A 24045-nucleotide genomic window follows, 5' to 3' on the forward strand; every position below is an offset into this window, starting at 1 on the left:
GCCCGTGCCGTCCAGATTCCGACCCAGTTCGACAGAGCCTGTCAACCGCGCAGGAACCGACAGGGTTCTGGCGCTCCTCCTCTATGCCGCCGCAGCGCTTGCCGCCGCGGTTGTCGCGGCGAACGCGGTTGCCGGCATCGCGTTCGACAGCGACCATATGGGGGATACGCTGTTCATCCTCGGCGCCGGATGGCGGGTTCACGAGGGATTGCGCCCGGCGCTCGACTTCGGACATTTCTACGGGGGAACCGTTGCCTGCGGGCTGGCCGCAACGATGCGTCTTTTCGGTGCGACGGTCTTTGCCTTCGATTATTTCCTTCTTGCGGTCTTTGCCCTGCTGTCGGCGCTTGGCGTCGTCATGCTGCGCGGGCGCCTGTCGGCCCCGGGGCTTGCCGCGACGATCCTGATCGTCGCAACCCTGCTGTTCACCCGGTATCCGCTGGAGGTCTCGCAATCGGTGACGCGGCTGGTTTCGACACATTCGTTCCTCTACAACCGCCTGGCGCTGGCGATGCTTCTGATCTCGGGGCTGTTTGCGGCCCTGTCCTCGCCGCAGCGCGGCCGGGAGGTGCTGGGCGGCCTGCTGGCCGGGGGGCTGGTGGTCGCCACGGTGCTGGCCAAGCCGACCTTCATCGTTCTGGCTCCGGCGGTTCTTGTGGCGCTGCTCGTTCAGGCGCGATGGCTGGCTGCGGCCGGCCTGATCGCGGGCGCGGCCCTTGCCGCCGGGCTGTTCGATCCCGGCGGGGCGCGGTGGCTCGCCTCGATGGACTACGCGATGGCGCATGTCGGCGACCGCGACGATGCCGGGTTGCGACCGCTTCTGCGCAAGGCGGTGCAGATCCCGCTGGCGCAGCCCGTCGTCCTGACGTTTGCGCTGGCCGCGATGGGGTATGTCCTGTGGCGAAAGCCGCGTGAGATGGGTGCGGTTCTTGCCGCGCTGATTGTGGCGGCGGCCGGTGTCGGCATGGCGGCGACGATGGGTGGCGGCGGAAGTCTGGGCCAGCTTGCGGTTCCGATCGGCTGCATGCTGGCGCTGGCCATGGCGGAACTGGCGCGGCGGGCCGGGCGGGCCCATGCCGGTTGCCTGCAGGCGGTGGCCCTGCTGCTTGTCGCGGCCTTTGCCCTTCCGCATCTGGCGAACCTGCTTGGTGTCACCGCCGAAGGCATCTCGCGGCGCGGGCAGGTGCTGGTTCATACGGGGCCGTTCACCGGTTACCTGAGCCTTCCCGGGGATACCGCTGGTACCGGCAGGGCGACGCAATACGAGATGTTCGCCGATGGCATCGACACGCTGACTGCCATCGAAGGGGCTGCCGAACGGGGCATCGTCTCCGACAGCGGTGTGACGTTCGAATTCGCCCTCGGTGCGCCGCCCGTCGCCGGCTATCCGCTCTGGCAGCGCCCCGAAGCGCCGGAACTGGCGCCCGGACGGCCGCTGCCGGATGACATCGACCTTGTCCTGCTTGGGCGGGCGCCCAACGGCACGCCCGAAATCGCCGGTCCGTTGCGGGCAAAGATGGGCGATGCCTTTCGCCTCTGTGCCCGTTCGGCATACTGGGACGTCTTTGCGCGGCAGAGCACCGCGCCCGCGACCTGCCCGATCCCGGCCGGCTGAGGGCCGGATCCGCCCCCGTCAGTCATACCACCGGTGAAAGGTGTAGCGGCTTTGCCGGTGCACGAGGCCGGCCCGTGACCAGACTTTCTGGACGGCGTAGTTGTTGATCTGGGTCGAGACGATCATTTCCCCGGCCCCCAATCCGGCGGCCAGCCCCATCGCGGCGTGCAGAAGGGCGGAATAGAGCCCGCCGCGCTGCCGGTCGGGATGGACCCCGTTCAGCACGATCTCGGCCTCTTGGGGGGTGTTCAGGCGCAGGGACAGAAACCCCGACACCCTGCCGCCGGTCAGGGCAAGCAGGACCGGGTTCTGCGACCCGGCGGTGGCGGTGCCGGTCTGCGCCCATTGCACATAGGCAGCGTCGGCGGCGGCGTTGTCGAGCCGGGGGTCGGCGTGGTAGTGGCCGAGATAGCCGCGAAACGCGGCGGCGGCGACCTGCGCAACCTCGGTGGCGTCCTCCGGCACGGCCGGGCGCAGCGACACGCCTTCCGGCAGGGGCGGCGTCTCGGGCAGGGGGGACAGTGACCGCCCGTAATAGACCAGCGTATCCATGAGCCGGTAACCGGCCCCTTCCAGCGCATGTACGCGGGGCAGGGCGGCGACATCGACCCGGACGGTGACCAGCCGCACGCCCTGTGCCCGTGCCTGACGCTCTGTTTCGGCAAGATCGGGAAACCGGCTGTCGAGCCCGTCGAAGCGGGCACAGCGGATACCGAACCGGCGGGTTTCCAGTTCGTCGATCGCCAGTGTCATTGTGCACCGCCGGCGCCGGCGGTCCTGTCCGGCCCCTCTGGCGGGGTGGCGGAGTCGCGGAAGAGCTTGCCGAGCTTTTCCGCCTCGACCGTCACGTTGAAATCCTGGCGGACCGCAGCGCAGCCGGCCTCGCCCATGGCGCGTGCCCGGTCGGGGGTGTCCATCAATGTACGGAGGGCCGTGGCGAGGGCTTTGGAATCTCCCGGGGGAACCGTCAGTCCGGAGGTTCCGTCCTCGACCAGTTCGCCGATGCCGGCGATCCGGGTTGCGACGACGGGCAGCCGGCTGGCCATTGCTTCCATCAGCACTACGGGAACGCCCTCGGCAAAGCTGGGCAGGGCGAAGATATCGCTTTGCGCCAGCATTCCGGCCACCTCGTCCTGATTGCGATAGCCGGCGAAGGTGACATGGCCGGTCAGGCCGAGTCCGGCGGCCCGTGCTTCGAGCATCGGGCGCTCGGAGCCGTCGCCGACCAGGGTCAGATGCGCATCGGGATGGTGGGTGCAGACCTCGGCAAAGGCCTCCAGCAGCATCGGAACGCCCTTTACCGCGGCAAGCCGGCCGACAAAAAGCACATGCTTGCCGCCGCCCTGTCGCGGGGCGGTGCCGTAGCGGTCCGGGTCGATCCCGCAATGCACGATGGCGAGCTTGGGCCAGTGGCGCGGGTCGGCAAAGATCATGCCCTGGCTGCGGCAGAACCAGCTGATGCAGGCGACGAAGCGGGCGCGGGCGATCTTTTCGTCGATCCGCCAGTGGCGCGGTTCGAAGAAGATGGCCGGCCCGTGCATCGTGTAGCTGAACGGGATCCCCGCAAGCGCGCTGGCCAGCATGGCGACGGAGCAGCTCGAATTGCCGAAATGGTTATGCAGGTGTTCGACGCCCCGGGCCCGCAGGTGCCGCGCCAGAACGGCGGCCTCGGTCAGATAGATCATCTGGTAAAGCAGGGCGCGCAGGCCGGGAGGGCGGGTTTTCCACGCCAGCCCGAGCGCGCCGAGCCAGCGCCGGGGGGTGGCAAGGGCGGCGGCCTGCGCCCGCAGCAGGGCAAGCGGGTTCCTCGCGGCGTCGAGCACGTAGAAGGTGGTGGCGGCGGCGGTCCGTTCGGCCGGACCCCGATGGTGGATGGCGGGATCGGTCCGGCGCACCGAGCAGGTCTCGACCTCGAAGCCAAGCGCCCTGAGGGCCTCGATCTCGCGCAGGATGAAGGTGTGGGAAACTGCCGGATATTCGCCGGTCAGATAGGCCAGGCGGGGCAGGGCGGGGTCGGCCATGTGGGTCCTTTCCGGTCTCGGCGTGCGGGCTGGCGGGATGGCCGCCGGTGTTCAGAGCGTACTGGCGGCGAAGGCGAGGACAAGCACCAGCCCCCCGCAGAGCAGGCTGATCCGGTCCTTCAGGGCGAAAATCACCGGATCGTCGTGCATGTGGCCGCGATGGGCGAGCATCACCACACGGCTGATCCAGTAGAGCAGCACCGGGCATATCCCCCACAGCAGGCTGGGCGAGGAATACAGCGCCGCGACATCGGGAGAACTGACATAGAGCGCCATGACAAGCACCGCGACATAGCCCGAGGCGATGGCCATGCCCGAGATTATGGGAATGTCGTCGGTGACATAGGCCCGGCCCGCTGCCCCCGCGCGCCCGGCCGAGAAATCGCCGATCAGTTCGGTCTGCCGCTTCACGGCGGCCAGCGACAGGAACAGGAAGGAGGAAAAGGCCAGCAGCCAGGGCGAGGGGGGAATGCCCGTGGCGGCGGCGCCGGCGATGATGCGCAGGGTATAGAGCGCGGCAAGGGCGCAGATATCGACGATCAGCCGGCGCTTGAGCGACAGCGAATAGGCAAGCGTCAGCAGGAAATAGCCGGCGAGTACCAGGGTGAACGGCGCGGGCAGCAGCAGCGACAGCAACAGCCCGGCGACAAGCAGCGCCGGGGCCAGCAACGAGCCGTGCAGGAGAGCCATGTCGCCCGACGGCAGGGGGCGGAAACGCTTGCGCGGGTGGATCCGGTCCGCGCCCAGATCCAGCAGGTCGTTCAGCAGGTAGACGCCGGAGGCGACCATCGAGAAGATGACGAAGGCGAGGCCGGCCGCGAGCCAGTCCCGGCCGTCGGAACTGTGCGACAGCAGGACCGGCAGGAAGACGAGGACGTTCTTGGCCCATTGGTGGGGGCGGCAGGCCCTGACCCAGGTGCGGACGGGGCCGGATGCCCGGGCCGGGCCGAGATGCAGCGCATCGGGGGCGGCGCTTTCCGCCGCCTGCCGCAGGCCGGCCGGCGCGTTGACGGTGATCGCCCGGCGCGCCGCGCGCCAGACGGGAATGTCGGCCCTGGCGTCTCCGGCATAGTCGAAGCCCTCCCGGCCGTAGCGCTCGACAAGAAAGCGCGCCTTGTTGTCCCCCTTGAGATTCAGCGCGCCATCGGAGGCATGCACCTCGTCGAAACAGCCCAGATGCGCGGCGATCGCCTGTGCCAGGCGGCTGTCCGAGGCGGTGACCAGCGCAACCCGCCCGCCCGCGTCGCGATGGGCGCGGACGAGATTCAGAACATCGGTATTATAGGGCAGGGAGGCCGCATCCACCCGGGCGCTTTGGGCCAGGGCCTGCTTGAGGGCGGCCTTGCCCGCGGGCAGTCTGGCCAGCGCGCGCAGGGCCGCCGGCAGGTCGCGCGAAACGGTCTCCCACCAGGTTTCCAGCAACATGTCGCTGCGCAGCAATGTCCCGTCGAGGTCGACGACCAGCACGGGGGCCGGGGTTCGGGGCTCGGTCGCCGGCACGCCGGACCCGCGTTCCGGGGAGTGTTCGGTGGCGCTCATCTGACGATTTCGATGCCATGGGAGCCGAGCGCCCCGAGATAGCTCTCCAGACTGCGCCGTCCCTCGCGGAAATGCGATGCGGCCGGTGCCGGGTTGGTTTCGGGGTAGATGACCGGCCGGCCCAGGAGGGCACGGCCCACATCGGGGCGCAGGTCGTCTCTGGCCAATGCGCGCAGGTCGATCCGGCTCATCACGTCCGCGGTTCCGGGGCCATGATAGGCCGAGAGGAACAGCGCGTCGCAGATCGACCGCAGAAATCCCAGATGCCCCCCCTGTCCCACCGCGCCGCGCAGCCAGATCGTCTGTTCCAGGTCGGCGATGGCGTGCCCGGCAAACAGGGCGTCCATCGGGCCGGGAAGGGTGCGCGCCAGCTTGCGATAGGCCTTGCGGGCGAACTGATAGGCGCCTCCGGTCCGGCTGGTGTAGGAGCGCCAGTATTCGGTCAGGGTGGCATCGGCCATCTGCCCTTTCCAGAAGACGATCTGCCCGTCCCGCTCCTGCGCGATGCGGCGCAGGTGCTCGGTCCACCGCCAGTGGCCCAGATCGACAAGGCAGCTCGCTTCGGCGATCTCGCGCGTCAGTTCCTCGGGGGCGGGCTCGGTGTCCTCCAGACGCATGACCTCGATATCCAGCCCGTTCGCCTCGACAAACCGCTGCACAAGCGGAAAGTTCGGCTCCGCGCTCAGGGCGATCACCGGGGCGGGCCAGTCGGCCAGCAGGATGTTCAGGCTGTCCTTGCCGCCGCAGAGAACGGCATGCGTCTTGCCGGGGTTGCGGGCGCAGATGTCCCGGATGTCCGCGGTCATGGCCGCCGCCAGCGCTTCGGAGAAGGCCCCGCGATCCGAAAACTCCTGCCGCAGCTTCGGCGGGCCGCCCAGCCGGACGATTTCCCGGTCGATGACCGGTGCGGGCTCCGCGACGTCCCGGCCGCTGTCGAGGAAGCGGCGGACGAAATCCTCGTCGACGACCAGCCTCCCCTTCAGAAGCACCAGAGGCAGGATCGAGAAGGAAAAGCAGTTTTCGTACCGATAGATCGGATAGAAGCCCGAAATTTCCCCGATGATGTCCGAGGTGAACACATAGCGGTCATGGGTGGTCCACATCGAGGCTGTCGAAATCGAATCGACGGCAGTCGGTTCCAGTTTGTCTGCGGGAATGATGGCCACAATCGCCTCTGATGAAAAATGATCTTTTCGCATATCGTAGAGGGTTCCCCATGACACATACAAGAGCACCCTGAACCGGCCCGGCTATCCCGGTCGGTGTTGCCGATTTCCCCGGGTTTTCCGGCGCGAAACCCGCCTGCCGCATCGCCTCCGATAAGGCAAACTTATCGGAGGCACGGGCCGGCGTACAGTGACGGCGGATGAAAGGGATTTCGCCGCTCGAAAGCGCCGCCGGGGACATCCGGCCGGATGCACCCGGTCAGGGTCTGAAGAAACTGGCAACACTGCCGGGTGGCCAATTATTGCGCCGCCGTTGGTACAAAGACAACCGATTGCAATTTCAGCGTAATTTGCGGCCCGAGGGAGACCCGGTCGTGTTTCGGATGAGCAGTTCGGCCGATATCTCGGACACCGTTGTCGGCATGTCGGGCTCGTTGATCCGGTCGAGCAGGACACGGGCCAGCTTGCGGCCAAGCTTGTGCGTGTGCACGGCCATGGTCGTCAGCGGGGGCGTGGCGACCGCCGCGTCCTGAATATCATCGAAGCCGATGACCGAGATATCCCCGCCGGGCTGCAAACCGGAACGGATCAGCGCAAGGCACGCACCCAGGGCCACGATATCGCCATTGCAGACGATGGCGGTGACCTGAGGATGGATGGCGCGCAGCGACATCATGGCCTCGAGTCCGGCAAGCTTGTTATCGGCCGAATCCCAGATGATGGCAGGCGCAAGGCCGCGCTCGGCCCGAATGCGCTCGTAGCCCGCGATCCTTTCACGGCGGACGATGGTCATGTCGGTGCCGCCAAAATAGGCAATATGGCGGTGGCCGAGATCTGCCAGATGGGCGGTGGCTGTCGCGGTCGCTTCCGCATTGCGAACCCCGACATGATCCGTGTCCGCGCTTACGTTACGCAGAAAGGTGACCGTGGGAATGCGATGCGCTTTCAGAAGCGCGAAGCTCTCCGGTGGCGTATCCATCACCGGCACCCAGAGCAGGCCGCCGCGGCCGTGCCGGATGAAGGTTTCCAGCAGGCGGCGCTGACGGTCGGCATCGTCACGCGTGTCGACGACGGAAACAAGATAGCCCTCGGCCTCCAGCAGGTCGACGACGCCTCCCATGACCTCGGCGTTAAACGGGTTTTGCAACTGATTGATTATGAATCCGATCTCGCGATTCTCGCCCGATCGCATCGCGGCCGCACGGGAATCGGGCACATAGCGCAACTTTTCGACCGCCTGCATGACCTTGAAGCGCGTTTGCTCCGAGATGCGCCCCGTCCCGCGCAGCACCTGACTTACGGTCGGAACCGAGACCCCGGCCTCTTTTGCAACGGTACTGAGTGTTGGCTTTCCTGACATCGAAGGCATGCCCATGATATAACGATTTCTCCATTCTTTGCCAGATTTGTGAAACTTCAAGCGGAGTATGCCTTTTGCAGGCCAAAAACTCTGCCTGCTGGCAGAAAAGTTGGAAGTTTGGCATCTTGACGGATGATATATCGTTATATCATAGTTGGGCGATCGAGACCGATTCGCCATGAGGTTTGCCCTCGGAATGCGCGCCCGGTCCGAGACAGGAGCCGGCGCGGAGGGCCGGCTGCGACTGCAACCAGAGGGAGGAAACATGCCCCTGCTTTCGAAGATTTTCAGCGCATCTTCGGTGATCGCTATCACCTTTGCATCTCTTCCGGCCCAGGCCGAGGTGTTGTTCTGGTCTACCCAGGCCAGACCGGCGGAAGAGGCGCAGGCCATGCGTCAGAATGTGCTCAGCGGTTTTGCCGGGGGCGTGGATTACCAGCCCAACGAAGAAGGGCCCTGGCTGACGCGTTTTCTGGCCGAACAGCAGGCGGGTTCCGGCTCGATCGGGGTTCTGGGCGCGCTGCATGGCAATTTCTCGGCCATCGACCCGGCGCAACTTGTCGATCTGGGCGATCTGGGTGTCAGCGCGGCCAGCGAGACCTTCAACAACCTCTCCAGGCTGGGCACCGACAGTGCGCAATACATCCCCTGGATGCAGGCCAGCTACATCATGGCGGCCAACAGGGAAGCGTTGCAATATCTGCCCGAGGGCGCCGATATCGATGCGCTGAGCTATGACCAGCTGATCGAATGGGCCGCCAATGTCCATGAGGCGACCGGCCAGGCGAAATTCGGCTTTCCGGCTGGTCCCAAGGGGCTGAAGCACCGCTTCTTCGAGGGTTATCTGTATCCGTCCTATACCAATGGTGTGGTGCGCACCTTCGCCTCGCCCGAGGCGGTCACCGCCTGGGAGAAGTTCAGGGAACTGTGGTCGCATACCAACCCTGCCTCGACGAATTTCTCGTTCATGCAGGAACAGCTGCTGTCCGGCGATGCCTGGATCGTGTTCGAACACACCTCGCGCCTGGCGCAGGCGTTCAACGAACGCCCGGATGATTTTGTGGCCTTCCCGGCTCCGGCCGGACCGGCCGGGCGCGGTTTCATGCCGGTTCTTGCGGGCATCGCCATTCCCGAAACCGCGCCGGATAAAGAGCAGTCGAGGGCCCTGATCGAGTATCTGATGACGCCAGAGGCGCAGATCGCGACGCTTCGCGCGACCAGCTTCTTCCCGGTCGTCGATGTCGACCTGCCCGATGACCTGCCGCCGGCGGTCAAGGCCGCGGGCGACGCGGTTGCCAGGATGTCGGGCTCGGCCGATGCCAATCCCGGCCTGCTGCCGTCGGGCCTTGCGGACAAGTCGGGCGATTTCGACCGTGTGTATAATGACACGTTCGAACGCATCATTCTGGCGGGCCAGCCGATCGGGCAGGTACTGGAAGACCAGAAACGCACCCTGCAGAAGATCATGGACGAAACCGGTGCGCCCTGCTGGGCACCCGATGCGCCGTCCGAAGGCGCCTGCCCGGTCGAATAAGCCGACCGTCACGGTCCGGGCGCCGATGCCCGGACCGGATTTCCGACCAGTTCAGACAATGTCTCTGCGCCTTGAAAGGAGCGGATCATGAACTCACGGCATTTACCCTATCTGCTTATCCTTCCGGTCACGCTGTTTCTGTGTGTGTTCTTTCTCTATCCCTTCGTGCTGGTCGCGCAGCAGGCCTTCTTTGCCGAAGGCCGGTTCTCGATGCAGAATTTTCGCGAGGTGGTGGGCTACTGGAAATTTCCGATCTCGTTGAAAAACACGCTGCTTCTGGCGGTGATCGTGGTGCCGATCCAGCTGGCGCTGTCGCTGCTGATGGCAACGATGGTCAGCCGGATGAAGAGGGGCCGGGACATGGTCCTGTATGTCTGGACGATCCCGCTTGGCATTTCGGATCTGGCGGCCGGTATCATCTGGCTGGCGATCTTTGAACAATCGGGCTTCCTGAACTCGATGCTGGTAGGTGTGGGGATCGTCGAGCAGCCGATCAACCTCCTGTCCTATCAGCACATGACGGCGGTTTTCGTTGCTATCATGCTGGCCGAAATCTGGCGGGCGACCGCGATCATGCTGGTCATCATCGTTGCGGGTATCGGCCTGATCCCCAGGGAATATTACGAGGCGGCCGAGGTCTTCGGCGCATCGCCGTGGAAGCGGTTCCTCAAGGTCACGCTGCCCTTGCTGCGCCCGTCCCTTCAGACCGCGCTGATCCTGCGTGTCGTTCTGGCCTTCGAGGTGTTCGCGGTTGTCGCAGCCCTGGGCGGAACGCTGTTCCCGGTGCTGATGGGCGAGATCTATAACTATCAGTTCATGCTGCAGGACGGCAGCGCGGCGGCGGCCCTTGCCCTGATCGTGCTCGTGATCTCCATCGCCTCGACGCTTGTCATCCTGCGCGCGCTGCGCGTTCCGAAAGGAGCAACGATATGAGTGACGCTACCCTTTCCGCGGCCGACCTCGCCGTGACGCGCAAGTCGGGCCGCTTCCTCTATGGTGCCTCGGTGGTGCTGCTTTGCGCATGGGTACTGGTGCCGCTGTATTTCCTGCTGATCAACACTCTGTCGGCGCCAGCTACGGTGAACAGCTTTCCAAAGCCGTTCTTCCCGCCTTTCGATCTGTCATCGCTGCAGTTCTTCGCCCAGTTCCAGGGGATGACGACGGCGTTGATCAATTCGCTGATCGTGGCGACCATGACCATGTGCCTGTCGATCCTGATCGGCGCCCCGGCGGGCTATGCCCTGTCGCGGTTCGACTTTCGCGGGAAAGAGATGTTCCGGCTGCTGATCCTGCTGACCCGCGCCTTCCCGCTGCCCTTGCTGGCTTTGCCGCTTGCGGTGGCGTTTATCCGTACCGGGCTGGATGACACCGCCTTTGGTCTTGCGCTGATCCATACGACGCTGGCCATTCCCTTTGCGGTGCTGATCACCTTCTCGCTGTTCTCGGGTATTCCGGTCGAGATCGAAGAAGCCGCCTGGACACTTGGCTGTACGCGGCTGACCGCCTTTACCAGGGTTGTCCTGCCGCTGATCCTGCCCGGCATCACGGCATCGGCGATCTTTGCTTTCGTCATCTCGTGGAACGAGGTTTTCGCCGCCGCCGTGCTGACCATCGAGAACCGGACGCTGCCTGCGTTTCTGCTGCAGACACTGGCGGAATCGCCGATGCACCTGAAATTCGCCGGCGGCTTCATCCTCGTCGTTCCGGCGCTGATCTTCATCTTTGCCGTGCGCAAATATCTGTTCGCCATGTGGGGCATCGCCAACCGCTGAGGCGGCGGCGACAACCAGGGGAGTAAATCAAATGGCAGAAATCCAGATCAGGAATGTCGCCAAGACTTTCGGCGCCTATCGCGCGCTGCGTGACATCAACCTGACCATCGCCGATCAGGAATTCATGGTGCTTCTGGGCGCCTCGGGCTGCGGCAAGACCACGCTTCTGCGCATCGTTGCCGGGCTGGAAACCGCCACGACCGGCGAGGTCTGGATCGGCGGGCGCCGGGTGGATCACCTGCCGCCCAAGGATCGCGGCATTGCCATGGTGTTCCAGAACTACGCGGTTTTTCCGCATCTGACCGTATTCGAAAATATCGGCTTTGGTCTTCGCATGCAGAAACTGCCCGAAACCGAGGTCAGGCTCCGGGTCGAACGTTGCGCGACCCTGATGCATATAGAACAGTTGCTGAAACGCTATTCCGGTGAATTGTCGGGCGGTCAGCGTCAGCGCGTCGCCGTGGCCCGTGCCCTGGCGATGGAGCCGGACGTGATCCTGATGGATGAGCCGTTGTCGAATCTGGATGCGCTGTTGCGCCTCGAGATGCGGGCAGAACTGAAAGGGGTTCTGGCCGAAAGCAGGACCACGGCGATCTATGTGACCCACGATCAGGTCGAGGCCATGAGCCTGGCTGACCGGATAAGTGTCATGTATCAGGGCCGCATCGTTCAGGCCGCGACACCGATCGAGGTCTATCGCAATCCCGGCACCGAATTCGTCGCAGGCTTCATCGGCAACCCGCCGATGAACTTCCTGTCCGCAGAACCGCTCGGCCAGGGCAAATGGCGCGTGGCCGGGCAGGAGGTGACCGGACCGGTCATCGCCGATCCGCTGAAATTCGCCATCCGCCCCGAAGATCTGGTTCCGGGCGATGCCGGCCTGCCCGCGACGGCCCGCATCGTCGAACCGCTTGGCGCACATCTGCTGGTCACCTGCGATGTCGACGGATCCATGTTCCGCGCCGTGCTGGACAGCGATCTGAAGGTCAGTCCCGGCGACCGCCTGACCCTGACACCGCAATCCGACCGCATCCGCTGGTTCGACCCCGAAACCACGCGCGCCGTCGCCTGAAAGGCATGACCATGAAACAGGACCTGATCAACGCCGCGCGCGAGGTGCTGCGCGGCACCGACCGCGGCAGCTATACCGTGCCCACTAACGGTCTTTATCCGTTCCAGTGGAACTGGGACAGCGTTCTCAGCGCCCTGGGCTTTGCCCATTTCGACGAGGCCCGCGCCTGGACCGAAATCGAAACCCTGATGGCCCATCAATGGCCTGACGGCATGGTGCCGCATATCATCTTTCATCAGATGGATGACGGCTATTTCCCCGGCCCCGAAGTGTGGAATACCGGGCGGCCGGTGCCGACCTCGGGCATTTCCCAGCCCCCCGTTGCCGGTTTTGCGGTACGGCGCATCCATGACCGCGCCCGCGACAAGGCCATGTCGGCAGAACGTGCGCGGGCGCTTCTGCCCCGCATCCATGCCTGGCACGAATGGTTCTATCGCCACCGCGATCCGCAAGGCACCGGGCTGGTGGCGATCATTCATCCCTGGGAATCGGGCCGCGACAATTCGGTCGATTGGGACGATGCCTTCACCCGTGTCCCGACCGAGGGCGTGCAGCCCTTCCGGCGCCGCGACACCGCGCATGCGAATCCCGAGCATCGCCCCACGGACGAACAGTACAAACGCTATATCTGGCTGGTGCAGCATTTCCGCAACCTGAACTGGGACAATGCCCGCCTGCACGATGCTTCGCCGTTCCGGATGGTCGATCCGGGGTTCAACGCAATTCTGATCCGGTCTTGCAGCGATCTGGCCGTTCTGGCGGACGAGCTTGGCGAACCCGACATCGCCCGGCAGTCGCGGGCCCATGCCGAACGCGGTATCGCGGCGATGGAGATACTGTGGAATGACGCTCTGGGCCAGTATGCCTGTTTCGACCGGGCGGCCGGAAAGCTGATCGACAGCCCCTCGGTCGGCGGGTTGCTGGCGGCCTTTTGCGCCATCCCGCAGCCGCGCGCGGCGGCCATCGCCGCCCGGATCGGCAAGCTTGGCGAAACGGTGCGTTTTCTGGTGCCCAGCCATGATCCGCAGGCGCCGGAATATGACGGCAAGCGCTATTGGCGCGGGCCGGTCTGGCTGATCGTGAACTACATGATTGCCGACGGGCTGGGTGCGGCGGGTCAAACGGCCATGGCGCGGCGGATCGAAGAGGACAGTATCCGTCTGATCGAGCAAAGCGGTTTTGCCGAATATTACGACCCGATTACGGCAGAGCCCTGTGGGGGCGGCAGCTTCACCTGGACCGCCGCCATGGTGATCGAAATCCTCAGCACCCGTACGGAGGCCGCATGAAGCGTTCGCGCGGCGCGGCGCCTGGGAAACACTCCGTCCGAGTTGCAAGGTAATTCCTGTGAAGACGATCTTTGCCGCCGCCGGAACAGCCCCCTGTGTAGCTGAAAATAACCTGACAATCCCCGCCGTTCGCGCTTGCTCCCGATCCGGGCGGTTGCTTGTCGGGCGATCAGGCCGTCAGCGCCTCGTGCAGTTCCGGCCCGGCCGGGAGCCCGGGCATGCCACATGATTTCACCAGGGCGCGGTCCACAGGACACAAGTCGACGATCCGATGCCGCTTTGGGGCATCTGGCAGGTGATTTCCCGAGCAGCGCTCTATAATGCGCCAGCCACGGCCAACCGGAGTCCAGAATGGCCCAGACCCAGCTTCCAGACCACCCGATGCGCTATGCGCTTGCCAACGAGCTTCACGCCCGGCCCTTTCCCGTGCTGCAGGCGCCCTGCCGGGCGATGTTCGTCGCCATCGAGAAGCGCGGCACGACGACGGAACACGACCGACTGGAGTGTTCCGCCCATCTCGCCGCGCTTCTGGACCGGTATGGCGCGCCCCGTCCGGCGCCCGGGGTGGACCAGTACTCCGGCAGCCTGGGGCGCGGTTTCCTGAAATGGGAGATGCATACCGAATTCGTCACCTACACGATTTTTGCCGCCGAGCCGCACGGCGAGCCGTTCTCGCCCGATCTCTTCAGCCTCTTTCCGCGCGACTGGCTGGCCGGGGCGCCGGGGCGGATCGTCACCGCCTGCATGGTCGATGTGGAAACCGTCGCGCCGGACGAGCGGGAAGACTACATGAACCGGCACTTCCCCGGCTGGTTCGTGCCCGAGAGCCTGGCTGTCAGCGTGGTGAGCGACGACAGTGCGGTCGTTGCGGGCGATTTCCGGATCGACGAGCACGGCCATGTGCGCTTCGCGATCCTGGCGCATCCGGAAGCCACCAGCAGCCGGCTTGGCCGGATCGTGCAGCGCGTTCTGGAGATCGAAACCTACAAGAGCATGGCGATGCTTTCCCTGCCGACCGCCCGGGAGGTGTCGCGGACGGTCGCGCGGCTGGATCGCGAACTGGCCGAAAACGCCGCCGGCATGGCGCAGGAAAGCAACGAGGCGGCGCAGGTGCTGCACCGGCTTCTGGCCATGACCGCCGAGATCGAGGCGCTTTCCTCGGCCACCGCCTTCCGCTTCGGCGCCTTCGAGGCATATGAGGCAATCGTCACGCACCGGATCGCGGCGCTCCGCGAGAGACGGGTCGCCGACCAGCAATTGCTGGGCGAGTTCATGATGCGCCGGTTCGATCCGGCCATGCGGACATGCCGCTCGGCCAAGGGGCGGCTGGCGGAACTTTCGGGCCGGGCCGAGCGGGCGGCCAATCTTCTGCGCACCCGGGTCGATGTCTCCAACCAGGAGCAGAACGTGCAGATCCTGAAGGCGATGGACCGGCGGGCGGCGCTGCAACTCCGCCTGCAGGAAACGGTCGAGGGGCTTTCGGTTGTTGCGATCAGCTACTACGCGGTCAATCTCGCCGCCGGATTGTTCGGGCCGCTGGGTTACGGGCTCGGCCTCGACAAGACGGATATGGTGGCGCTCCTCACCATCCCGGTGGTGGCCGCGGTCTGGTTCGGGCTCCGCCGGCTCAAGCACCGCATGGAGGGAGGGGAGGGGGACTAGGCGTTCGGCCCCACCGCCCGGCCGACCGGGCCGTCGATCAATCCGCCTGCTTTCGCGCCATATCAGCGCACCACTGCCGATGGCTTCGTGAAGTCGGGGTACCCCGTGCGAAACTGCGATTCAGGAACGCGGCCGCCCGTCGGGCCGCGCTGGTTCAGATGGAGTTTGGTATGGCACTTTCACTTCCCGTCCAGGCCGGCGATCATCGTCAGGGCCCGGCAGACGCCCCCGTCGCGCTGGTTGAGTACGGCGATTATCAGTGCCCCTATTGCGGGCAGGCCGATACGGTGGTGAAAGAGGTCCGGCGCCAGTTTGGCGACCGGCTGTGTTTCGTTTTCCGCAACATGCCGCTGACCAACATGCACCCCATGGCCGAACTGGCCGCCGAGGCCGCCGAAAGCGCGGCGCTTCAGGGCAGGTTCTGGGAGATGCACGATATCCTCTATGAAAATCAGGAGCGGCTCGGCCCGCAGATGATCGAGGAGGCCGCCGTTCGCCTGGGGCTGGATATCGTCAGGTTCAACGACGACGTGAACACGCGCAAGACGCTGGAGCGGGTGCGCCACGATGTCGAGACCGCCATCAAGAGCGGCGTGCAGGGCACCCCGAGCTTTTTTGTCAATGGCCAGCCGGTGCAGGACTGGAGCCTTGCCGGCCTGACCCGGGCGATCGAGGCGGCGCTGCGCTGAACCCGGGCGAAGGGGAAATGGTGGCTTGATCCCGCCGCTCAGTCCGGGGCGATCGCGTGGAGGATGCGGCAGTCCGAGATCACGCCGCCGCCACTGCATGTGGCCGAGATCCGTCGCAGTTCCCCTGCAAGGGTCTGCAGATCGGCGATCTTGCCCTCCACCCCGGCGAGATGCGCTGCCGCGATATCGTTCACCTCGGCGCAGGGGCGCCCGGTATCCAGGGAAAGCTCCAGAAGCTCGCGGATCTGGTCCAGGGAAAACCCCAGATCCCGGCAGCGCCGGATGAACCGCAGGCGCTTCAGGGCGCTGGCGTCATAGGTCCGGTAGTTGCCCGCGCTGCGGCCCGGCGGCGGCAGAAGGCCGATCTTCTCGTAGTAGCGGATGGTGACCACCTTCGCCCCGGTTCTCCGGGCAAGATCTCCGATTTTCAGATCGCCGTGTTGCATGGCTTGACTCTATAGCAGCTATAGACAGTAGCGGTATCGAAAAACCGGTGAAAGCGAGACCCGCCAATGCCCTGTTGTTCCAGCGATACCTGTTCCTCCGGCGTGGCCGCCACCGGCCGTTACCGGTCTGTCCTGTGGGTCGTGCTCGGGATCAATGCAGCCATGTTCCTGATCGAGATCGTTGCCGGTCTCGCCGTCGGGTCGGCGGCGCTTCAGGCCGATGCGCTCGATTTCCTTGCCGATGCGGCGAATTACGGGATCAGCCTCTTCGTTCTCGGGCTGGGTCTTCGCTGGCGGGCGGGCGCGGCGCTGATCAAGGGCGCTTCCATGGGGTTCTTCGGGCTCTGGGTGGCGGGCAGCGCGCTCTGGCATGCGCTGCACGGAACGGTGCCGGGATGGGGCACGATGGGGGTGGTGGGTTCGCTGGCCCTGGTCGCCAACCTCGCCTGTCTTGCCCTTCTTTACGCCTGGCGCGACGGCGATGCGAACATGCGTTCCGTATGGATCTGCTCGCGCAACGATTCCATCGCCAATGCCGCGGTTCTGGCTGCGACGCTCGGGGTCTTTGGCACGGGAACCGGCTGGCCCGACATCGCCGTGGCCACCGTGATGGCCGCGCTGGCGATCCAGGGGGCGGTGGTCATCGTCCGGCAGGCCCTCGGGGAATTTCGCCGGGATCGCCGCCCGGATCCGGTGCCGGTCCTGCGGTGACGGTTGCCGGCCCGGGCTGCCCTCAGGCCGCGCGCCAGAACGCCGGGAAGAGAAGCACGTAGACCGTCAGCATTTCGAGCCGGCCGACATACATCCCGAAGGACAGCAGCCATTTTGCCCCGTCGGGCAGGGTCGAGAAATTTCCCGCCGGGCCGATGACCGGCCCGACCCCGGGGCCCACGTTGGCGACGGCGGTGATCGCCCCGCTGATCGAGGTGGAAACCCCGAGGTCGAACAGGCTGAGAGCGGCCCCGAGCACCATGATGGTGACCAGGTAGAAGGTGAAGAAGGTCATCACACCGTCGAGGACATCCTGTTTCAGCGCCTTCTGCTCGTAGCGGGTGGGGAAAATGCCGCTGGGGGAATGGAGCCGGCCCATCTGCGACCGGATGCTGCGGACCAGAACGATCCACCGCATCATCTTTGCGCCGCCGGCCGTCGATCCGGTGCAGCCGCCGACGGCAGTCAGGAAGAAGAAGGCGGTTACCGCGAAGGGCCCCCAGGTCGTGTAATCGGCGGTCGCGTAGCCGGTGGTCGTGACCACCGAGACCACGTTGAAGGCGACGAGGCGCAGCGCCTCGAAAAACGGTGTCTCGCTTGTCGCGACGCGCCAGAGGGTGAGGCCGAGTATGACGACGGCCAGCATCACCACCAGCCCCTGCACCTGTTCGCTGCGTATCACGCCGCGGTTCAGCACCCGGAGGTACCAGGCGAAGGGCAGGGCCCCGGCGAGCATGAAACCGGTTGCCGTCCATTGCAGATAGGCGCTTTCGAACAGTCCGAAGGACGAATCCGAGGTCGAATATCCCCCCGTCGAGAGCGTGGTGAACGCGTGGACGATGGCCTCGAACCCGGTCATGCCGCCCGAGATGTAGCAGAAGGCGCAGAGCGCGGTCAGCGCGGCATAGACCCAGATCGTCGCCGAGGCGAACCTGGCGGCACTGGCGAATTCCTTGTCGCCGCGTTCCGAGCTTTCGGTCCGGAAAAGCTGCATGCCGCCGATCCGCATGATCGGCAGAAGCGCGATACCGGCGACGATGAACCCGACGCCGCCGAACCACTGGAGGATCGCGCGCCACAGAAGGATGCCGTGTTCGGTGCTGTCGAGCCCGGTCATGACGGTCGAGCCGGTTGTCGTGATGCCCGACATCGATTCGAAGAAGGCATCGGTGAACGACAGATCCCAGACCCACAGGGGCAGCGCACCGGCTGCGGCGGCGGTGATCCACACGCTGCCGGTGAGGGCGAAGGAATGCAGCCGGCGCAGCCGGTGCCGCCCGGACGAGGATACGAGTGTCAGGCAGGCGCCGATGAAGAAGGTGAGGATGGCGGATTCGATGAAGACGCCGCTGGAATCGGGGAAAAGCGCCGCAGTCAGGCCCATCAGCGCGCCCATCCCGAGCAACAGCAGCCCGTTGGTGAAGATGACGAAGCTCATTCTGCGTCCGTTGCGTTATTCACCGGCGGTCACCATCGTGCAGGCCCTGTTCCGTCCCCGTTCGATATCATACCGCACCGGGCGGGGCATTCTTCCCGGCCCCCGGGCGTGCCGGCGGAGAGCGGCGCGGGGAATTCGGGTGACGGCTGTATGATCCAGCCATCCGCTACCCTCAAGGGTCGGGCGATGCGTCCCGGCCCGGCCCGCTCCGCTCAGACAAAGGGGCGGCCCATCGGGCCGCCCCTTCGTTTCCGGATCGGATGCCTGTCAGCCGCTCTTGCGGCCAAGCTCGATATGAAGCCGCGGGACCGCCCGTGCGTTCTCGTGCACAAGCGCCTGAAAAAGATCGCGGATCCAGATCAGCGGAGCGATTTTTCGTGCCATCGTCATCTCCTGTGTTCATGATGTCGTTAGCGCAAACATATGATGCCGGCGGCGAATGAAAACCGCCGAATCCGAAAGGCTGCCTTGCACGGGCGTTATCGCTTCGGTTTCACGCCGGGCATCCTGCACCGGGGAATGCGTTCGGGCCGGGGCGAGGCGGTATTTTCCGTTTCAGCGAGTATTCCCCGCCCGGCACGGGCGAACCCGGCGGGCCGGAACCCGCCGCACCGCCGCCGGAAAGCCCGGGCCGATTTCCGTCACATGAAGTTCAGGGTGTCGGTGCCGAAGGCTTCCAGCAGGAACATCACATCGTTGTAGTCCCGGTCGCCTCCGCCCAGCATGTCCTCGAAACCGATTATCGTCTGCGTGTCGTCAGACGTGGCGAAGGTCCGGGCATGCGCGCGATTGTCCGGGTTGAGGCTGAAGTCGAGGCTGTGGAAGACGATCTTGTCGATCGCCTCGTCATTCACGGCGAGCCTTATGGTATTGCCATCGTCGATGGATGCCGCTTCCCCCAACCGGTTCACGAAGCTGACGATGTCCGAATCGCCAAGCGATCTGGCCCAGTTCGCGGCGTCCTGGACGATGAAGAAGCCCAGGGAATGCCCCTTTTCGACATTCTGGATTTCCGTCTGGAGCCCTGTCGTGATCCTGACGCTTTCGAAGAGGATCTGTGCATCGACGATCCGCCCCTCCGCGTCGACCTCGTAGCATCCCAGCACATTGTCGTAGCCGGCGGACAGGTTGTATTCCGGCAGCAGCGTGACCGTGAGCGGGTCGAGATAGTCGCCGCTGCCCTGGCCCGGGTCCGTTCCGCCGTTTCCGTTGCCCCCGCCGTTCCCGGTGTCGCCGCTGTCCTTTACGGAGACCTGCGCCACCGCGGATGTGAAGTTGCCGAACTTGTCGGTTACCCAGTACTTGAAACTGTCGGTGCCGCTGAATTCCAGATCCGGGCGGTAGGTGACCGTTCCGTCCCCGTTGTCGACAACCTTGCCGTGCAGGGGCTGGACGATTCCATCGACGACAATCGTATCGCCGTCCGGATCGTGATCGTTGGCGAGCAGATCGATCACGACGGCGGTGTCGGTTTCCGTGCTGGCGGTCTCGCCGCGTGCCACGGGTGCCAGACTGTCGAGGTCGATGGTTCCGGCGTGGACGGCATTCTTGTAGCTGCCATACGGGGATTGCAGCGGAACGTTGGGGTCGATTTTCACCAGATGCCCGAATTTGTGGATCTCGCCGGTCAGACGGTCGCTGTAGTAGCTTTCGAGCACGAAATAGCGGTTGCCGTCGGAGGCGGTATAGAACCCGTCGGTCTCCAGGATCCTGATCACATGGGCCCTGTCCGCTTCATAGGAATCGGTGCCCGAGGGCAGGGATATCGCACCCAGGGAATCGATCTTCGTGCCGGATATGACCACCTTGCGCGCATCGGGATCCGGCCAGCCCTCCTTGTAGGTGAGTGGCTCGTCCAGCAGGATCTCGAAGCGGCCGGGAACCACCCTGGCGGAGCCCGTGACGATCAGATCCTGCGCCGGATCGGATTCGAGGAAATCCGTCTGCGCACCGGATATCGACGGGTTGATCACGGCGTAATGCGGATTTTCCGGAGTGGTGCCGATGAACTCGCGGTCCATGTCGATCCCGACCCTGAACCCGTCGATCGTGGCATCGATGATCGTGATGTCCGAGGTGTTGACACCCAGGATGATGCCGCGGGCCGCGCCCGTGAACGGAGCGTCCTCGCGCCCGACAAGGTCGAAGTTTTCGAGGATGTAGTGCGAGGTGTACTCGATCTGGGCGCCGTTCTTCACACTCCACGCGGTAAAGTCCCTGAGATGGGTGTGAATGTCGTGGCCCTGGTTCGGTTCGGCCTTGACGATGTGCAGCCCCTGGTTGGCGGCGAAGGTCTCGTTGTTGATGAAAGTCAGGATCGGAGCGTCGTCGACATCGACGGAATCGCTCAGCCCGAGAGCCTCGGGGAAGTCGAAGACGGCGGAGTCGAACGGGATGTTGCCACCTTCCTTCGGGGTGCGGTGGAACCAGACAAATCCGTTGTTCACGCTGGCGGCGATGTTGCCTTCCAGTTCGATCATGCGCCCCTGGAGCCAATAGCCGTCACCCGTCTTTCCCAGGTCGAAAGCCGGGTCGCCGGCATGGTTGGCGACCTTGACGGAATCCCAGCTTATGCCCTGGGCGTAGATGGCGATATTGTCCGACCAGCGGCCGATCTCGTTTCCGGTTTCGGCGACGAACCCCGCACCGAAGGTGTTGTACGAGGCGTTGTCGTGCAGGACGGCGTAGGAATCGTGGTGGACATATCCCCATCCCGGGGAACCGAAGACCGCGTTGCCGACCAGCATCGCCGGATCGTCCCCGTCATCGTCGACGCCGGCCCGGTGGATATGGACCGAGTAACGCCCCTTGACGTTGGTGTCGTAGGAGATCGTGTCGTAATCCTCGGCCTCCATCGCGTCGCGCGACTTGTCGGTCCTGCCGAGTTCGTGGAATTCCACATAGCGAACATCCACGTCGTCGTTGTGCATGAACATCACGTGACCGCGCTCGTAGACCTCGGCGGTAGCGGGGTCCTCGGTGGCGATGGTGATGTTGCGGCTGTAGTTGGCGACCGAGGTCTTCAGATCGTCGCGCGGCGCGTCGTGGTCGTATTTCAGCGGCGTATCGAAATAGACCGTGTTGCCGTCGATCCGCGTGATGGTGAGGATCTCGTCCTCCGGCTCGTGGTGGCGGACGGCCCTGACGCTGTTGTCCCACATGTAGCCGTCGTAATGCGTGCCGGCGAGGACCAGCGTATCCCCGACCTGCCAGTTCTGCGGGATCTCGGAAAGCTCGATCGAGGTATCCCCGGCCATCGGGTCGGTCGCGACCTTGAGGTGCGTGGTCTTTTCCAGCCCGTGCATCTCGACCTCGCCCAGGGCGACGATGCCGCGGCTGAGCAGGCTGGTATCCCAGCTGGTGTCAATCGCGCCGTTGTTGGCGATGACGATATCGATCTGCACGCCCTCCCGAACCGGATCGTCCTGGGTGCCGATGATCAGGTGGCTGCCGGAGTTGGTCACCATGGTGTCGACCACCATGCGGCTGTCGGTATCGGTGGCGAAGCGCAGCGTGCCGTCGACCCGGACGGTGAACAGCCGGGCGTCGGACACCCCGTCATAGGTGACGGTGACGCCTTCGGAGATCACCACCCGCGCGTCATCGCCGGGGATCCTGCCGTCGGCCCAGGTGGCCGGGTCGAACCAGGAGCCGTCGGAAACCGCCACATGGGTTGCCGCCGAAAGGGGGACCAGATTGAGCAGGGCCATGTGATGGCCCATGCCCATCCCCATGTCCATGTCGCCCATACCGCCGGTGTCGCCCATTTCCGTGCCGGACATGGATGCGGTCATCTCCATCGCCGCATCGGAAGCATCGGTGGACAGGGTGTCCATCGCGGCCATCGTGTCTGTCGTGGTGACGGTGGTCGTTTGCAGGCTGCCGGAAAAACCGGCGTATACGCCCGGCTCGGCGGCAACCACAGTGTCGTCGGCCGAAACGCCGTCGGCGATTTCCACCGCGAACGTCGCCGATTCCGACAGGATGAGCGCCGCCTGTTGTGGCGAAGGTGCGTTCAGGGCATCGCTGCCCTCTGCGGATTCTTCCCCTGCCGCTTCACCGGCAAGAACCAGAAGGCTCTCGTCGAGAACCAGCGGTTGTGAGGACGCGGATTTCCCGGTGCCATGGTCCGAAATTTCCCGTGATGTTGCCGCGGCCATCGGAATCGGGCCGCCGTTCATGGTGGAGTCGGGCGCAAACGCGCCGACAGACGCCATTGCCCCGGTCAGGGCTGAATTGGATGACATGTTGGATTTGCTCGCTTTTCTAGTCCGCGTGATTGAGTGGGATCAGTTGGGCCTGTGCCTGGCAAATCACTGGTAAGGAAACGTGGTGACACCTCACTTGCAAAATAACGGAGAGGCACCTCACTTTGAAAAAACCTGAACGGCATCATATCAGCATGTTTGAACATGTTAAACGGGGCTTGGCGGCTCATCTACTGGCGCACATCCGGAAAGATGGAAACCCCTCGGCACGCGATGTCTGTTTTCTGCGGCAGAAAATCTCTCATCGCAACGGTTAACACATGGTTAATTGCAATAGATCAGATAGTTGCAATGTATGTCAGATTGGCGAAAAGGCCGGGTTCTCTCCTGTCGCCGGCTTCAACTGGCCGAAAGATACAGGCGTGGGCGATAAATTGCCGAGCGATGGGCAAATGGTGAAACCGTTTGACATGAATAGAAAAATTACAAATCAATTACAGGTTGATTTATGATGCCGGGGCCGTGTGCTCCGGATTCCGTTCCGGGGGCGAGTCAGGAGGCGCGGTCTTTCATGGACCGGAAATCCCTACTGCACTATCACTCCGGCGATGTGGTACCACCCCGGCCATAAGCGGGAGCAACGTATTGGAAGACCGGATTTCCGAGAACGATGTCCGCCGGGTCGTTCCGCCCGGCATGAACTTCGCCCCTCCGGGGCAGGGGGCGGAGGCGCTTGTCATCAACACGCCCACCCGCGAGGCGCTGCTGGCGGATATCGAGACGCGGCTGGGGGGCGGGCGCGGCTTTGCCGTGGCCACGCTCAACCTCGACCATGTGGTCAAGCTGCGCCGGTCTCCGGCGTTTCATGCCGCCTATGCCGCCCACAGCCATGTCGTGGCCGACGGCAATCCGATCGTCTGGTTTTCGCGCATGGCGGGGCAGGATGTGGGCCTTGTCCCGGGCAGCGAACTGATCGAGCCGGTCGCGGCGCTTGCCGCCCGCACGGGTGCGCCGGTGGGGCTGTTCGGCAGTACGCCCGAAACGCTCGATCTGGCCGCCGCCCGTCTGGCCGCGCGCCATCCGGGGCTGGAGGTGGCCGCCCGGATCGCCCCGCCGCACGGGTTCGACCCCGCCGGCCCCGCCGCCGACGCCTGCATCGCAGAGATGGGGCAGAGCGCGGCCCGCGTCTGGTTCCTGGCGCTCGGGGCGCCCAAGCAGGAGATCTTTGCCATCCGGGCCTGGCAGCGGCTGCCGCAGGCGGGGTTCCTGTCGATCGGGGCCGGGCTCGATTTCATTGCCGGGCACCAGAAGCGGGCGCCCGGACTGGTGCGCAGTCTCAAGGCGGAATGGCTCTGGCGCATGGGCACCGATCCGGTGCGGCTGGCGCCGCGCTATGCCAGATGCGTCGCCGTCATGCCGGGGCTTGCCCGGCGGGCCATGCATTCCAGACGCACGGCCCCGGCCGCGCGGGAGCAGTAGCCATGTATCGCCGCCTTCGTTCCCGCCGCGGCGCAGCCGGGATA

General features: G+C 64.8%; 18 protein-coding genes. 10 read left to right on the forward strand and 8 right to left on the reverse strand.

All coding sequences use genetic code 11. The annotated features are described in order from the left end of the window. Positions 1-4 precede the first annotated feature (4 nt). Entirely contained in the window at positions 5-1615 is a 1611-nt protein-coding gene (locus ACK5IR_RS07805; RefSeq protein WP_416927598.1) for a hypothetical protein, read from the forward strand. A gap of 18 nt (positions 1616-1633) precedes the next feature. Here ACK5IR_RS07805 and ACK5IR_RS07810 read toward each other — a convergent pair whose 3' ends face one another. The 5 genes from ACK5IR_RS07810 to ACK5IR_RS07830 form a co-directional block, all read right to left on the reverse strand. Then, on the reverse strand, positions 1634-2368 hold the full coding sequence (locus tag ACK5IR_RS07810; protein WP_416927600.1) for a GNAT family N-acetyltransferase: 735 nt from the start codon (positions 2366-2368) through the stop codon (positions 1634-1636). Then, positions 2365-3636, reverse strand: coding sequence for a glycosyltransferase family 4 protein (locus tag ACK5IR_RS07815; RefSeq protein WP_416927602.1), 1272 nt, complete (start codon positions 3634-3636; stop codon positions 2365-2367). The genes ACK5IR_RS07810 and ACK5IR_RS07815 overlap by 4 nt, the downstream gene beginning before the upstream one ends. 51 nt (positions 3637-3687) lie before the next feature. Beyond that, positions 3688-5175: a UbiA family prenyltransferase gene (locus tag ACK5IR_RS07820; RefSeq protein WP_416927604.1), complete on the reverse strand. Its 1488-nt coding sequence runs from the start codon at positions 5173-5175 to the stop codon at positions 3688-3690. Continuing rightward, positions 5172-6341, reverse strand: a complete 1170-nt coding sequence (locus tag ACK5IR_RS07825) for a hypothetical protein (protein ID WP_416927606.1) — start codon at positions 6339-6341, stop codon at positions 5172-5174. Before ACK5IR_RS07825 ends, ACK5IR_RS07820 begins: the two co-directional genes overlap by 4 nt. Positions 6342-6681: 340 nt before the next feature. Then, positions 6682-7761 carry a LacI family DNA-binding transcriptional regulator gene (locus ACK5IR_RS07830; protein WP_416927608.1) on the reverse strand — a complete coding sequence of 360 codons (1080 nt, stop codon included), beginning with the start codon at positions 7759-7761 and terminating at the stop codon, positions 6682-6684. A 205-nt stretch (positions 7762-7966) separates the two neighbouring features. Here ACK5IR_RS07830 and ACK5IR_RS07835 point away from each other — a divergent pair, with 205 nt between their 5' ends. The 7 genes from ACK5IR_RS07835 (at position 7967) to ACK5IR_RS07865 (ending at position 15719) form a co-directional block, all read left to right on the forward strand. Then, the gene (locus ACK5IR_RS07835; protein ID WP_416927610.1) at positions 7967-9235 is read left to right on the forward strand and encodes an extracellular solute-binding protein; all 1269 of its coding nucleotides are present in this window, start codon (positions 7967-7969) and stop codon (positions 9233-9235) included. An 87-nt stretch (positions 9236-9322) separates the two neighbouring features. Next, complete coding sequence (locus ACK5IR_RS07840) at positions 9323-10168, forward strand: carbohydrate ABC transporter permease (RefSeq protein ID WP_416927612.1); 846 nt, start codon at positions 9323-9325, stop codon at positions 10166-10168. Then, a complete protein-coding gene (locus ACK5IR_RS07845) occupies positions 10165-11007 on the forward strand; it encodes a carbohydrate ABC transporter permease (protein WP_416927614.1) in 843 nt (280 codons plus the stop codon). Before ACK5IR_RS07840 ends, ACK5IR_RS07845 begins: the two co-directional genes overlap by 4 nt. Positions 11008-11038: 31 nt before the next feature. Then, entirely contained in the window at positions 11039-12079 is a 1041-nt protein-coding gene (locus tag ACK5IR_RS07850) for an ABC transporter ATP-binding protein (RefSeq protein ID WP_416927616.1), read from the forward strand. Between the two features lie 11 nt (positions 12080-12090). Next, positions 12091-13368, forward strand: coding sequence for an MGH1-like glycoside hydrolase domain-containing protein (locus ACK5IR_RS07855; RefSeq protein WP_416927618.1), 1278 nt, complete (start codon positions 12091-12093; stop codon positions 13366-13368). 351 nt (positions 13369-13719) lie between these two features. Further along, positions 13720-15030: a DUF3422 family protein gene (locus ACK5IR_RS07860; RefSeq protein WP_416927620.1), complete on the forward strand. Its 1311-nt coding sequence runs from the start codon at positions 13720-13722 to the stop codon at positions 15028-15030. 170 nt (positions 15031-15200) lie between these two features. Beyond that, positions 15201-15719 carry a DsbA family protein gene (locus ACK5IR_RS07865; RefSeq protein WP_416927622.1) on the forward strand — a complete coding sequence of 173 codons (519 nt, stop codon included), beginning with the start codon at positions 15201-15203 and terminating at the stop codon, positions 15717-15719. Positions 15720-15757: 38 nt separating this feature from the next. On the opposite strand, the gene ACK5IR_RS07870 is transcribed toward ACK5IR_RS07865, so the two are convergent. Continuing rightward, positions 15758-16165, reverse strand: a complete 408-nt coding sequence (locus tag ACK5IR_RS07870; protein ID WP_416927624.1) for a MerR family transcriptional regulator — start codon at positions 16163-16165, stop codon at positions 15758-15760. A 66-nt stretch (positions 16166-16231) separates the two neighbouring features. On the opposite strand from ACK5IR_RS07870, the gene ACK5IR_RS07875 reads away from it, so the two are divergent. Continuing rightward, positions 16232-16876, forward strand: coding sequence for a cation transporter (locus tag ACK5IR_RS07875; RefSeq protein ID WP_416927626.1), 645 nt, complete (start codon positions 16232-16234; stop codon positions 16874-16876). Between the two features lie 22 nt (positions 16877-16898). Here the strand turns inward: ACK5IR_RS07875 and ACK5IR_RS07880 are convergent, their stop codons facing one another. Then, entirely contained in the window at positions 16899-18314 is a 1416-nt protein-coding gene (locus ACK5IR_RS07880; RefSeq protein WP_416927628.1) for a TrkH family potassium uptake protein, read from the reverse strand. Between the two features lie 641 nt (positions 18315-18955). Next, positions 18956-22561: a cadherin-like domain-containing protein gene (locus ACK5IR_RS07885; protein ID WP_416927630.1), complete on the reverse strand. Its 3606-nt coding sequence runs from the start codon at positions 22559-22561 to the stop codon at positions 18956-18958. A 606-nt stretch (positions 22562-23167) separates the two neighbouring features. Between ACK5IR_RS07885 and ACK5IR_RS07890 the strand changes: the two genes are divergently transcribed. Beyond that, positions 23168-24001, forward strand: a complete 834-nt coding sequence (locus ACK5IR_RS07890) for a WecB/TagA/CpsF family glycosyltransferase (RefSeq protein ID WP_416927632.1) — start codon at positions 23168-23170, stop codon at positions 23999-24001. The last annotated feature ends 44 nt before the right edge of the window (positions 24002-24045 follow it).

Source organism: Tropicimonas sp., assembly GCF_047971885.1.
Taxonomy (GTDB): Bacteria; Pseudomonadota; Alphaproteobacteria; order Rhodobacterales; family Rhodobacteraceae; genus Tropicimonas.

What these genes read in the sequence shown, in the direction of transcription:
- ACK5IR_RS07875 (WP_416927626.1), top strand. Translation starts at nt 16,232, where the DNA reads ATGCCCTGTTGTTCCAGCGATACCTGTTCCTCCGGCGTGGCCGCCACC.
- ACK5IR_RS07855 (WP_416927618.1), top strand. Translation starts at nt 12,091, where the DNA reads ATGAAACAGGACCTGATCAACGCCGCGCGCGAGGTGCTGCGCGGCACC.
- ACK5IR_RS07845 (WP_416927614.1), top strand. Translation starts at nt 10,165, where the DNA reads ATGAGTGACGCTACCCTTTCCGCGGCCGACCTCGCCGTGACGCGCAAG.
- ACK5IR_RS07810 (WP_416927600.1), bottom strand. Translation starts at nt 2,368, where the DNA reads ATGACACTGGCGATCGACGAACTGGAAACCCGCCGGTTCGGTATCCGC.
- ACK5IR_RS07820 (WP_416927604.1), bottom strand. Translation starts at nt 5,175, where the DNA reads ATGAGCGCCACCGAACACTCCCCGGAACGCGGGTCCGGCGTGCCGGCG.
- ACK5IR_RS07860 (WP_416927620.1), top strand. Translation starts at nt 13,720, where the DNA reads ATGGCCCAGACCCAGCTTCCAGACCACCCGATGCGCTATGCGCTTGCC.
- ACK5IR_RS07815 (WP_416927602.1), bottom strand. Translation starts at nt 3,636, where the DNA reads ATGGCCGACCCCGCCCTGCCCCGCCTGGCCTATCTGACCGGCGAATAT.
- ACK5IR_RS07880 (WP_416927628.1), bottom strand. Translation starts at nt 18,314, where the DNA reads ATGAGCTTCGTCATCTTCACCAACGGGCTGCTGTTGCTCGGGATGGGC.
- ACK5IR_RS07885 (WP_416927630.1), bottom strand. Translation starts at nt 22,561, where the DNA reads ATGTCATCCAATTCAGCCCTGACCGGGGCAATGGCGTCTGTCGGCGCG.
- ACK5IR_RS07850 (WP_416927616.1), top strand. Translation starts at nt 11,039, where the DNA reads ATGGCAGAAATCCAGATCAGGAATGTCGCCAAGACTTTCGGCGCCTAT.
- ACK5IR_RS07835 (WP_416927610.1), top strand. Translation starts at nt 7,967, where the DNA reads ATGCCCCTGCTTTCGAAGATTTTCAGCGCATCTTCGGTGATCGCTATC.
- ACK5IR_RS07840 (WP_416927612.1), top strand. Translation starts at nt 9,323, where the DNA reads ATGAACTCACGGCATTTACCCTATCTGCTTATCCTTCCGGTCACGCTG.
- ACK5IR_RS07865 (WP_416927622.1), top strand. Translation starts at nt 15,201, where the DNA reads ATGGCACTTTCACTTCCCGTCCAGGCCGGCGATCATCGTCAGGGCCCG.
- ACK5IR_RS07870 (WP_416927624.1), bottom strand. Translation starts at nt 16,165, where the DNA reads ATGCAACACGGCGATCTGAAAATCGGAGATCTTGCCCGGAGAACCGGG.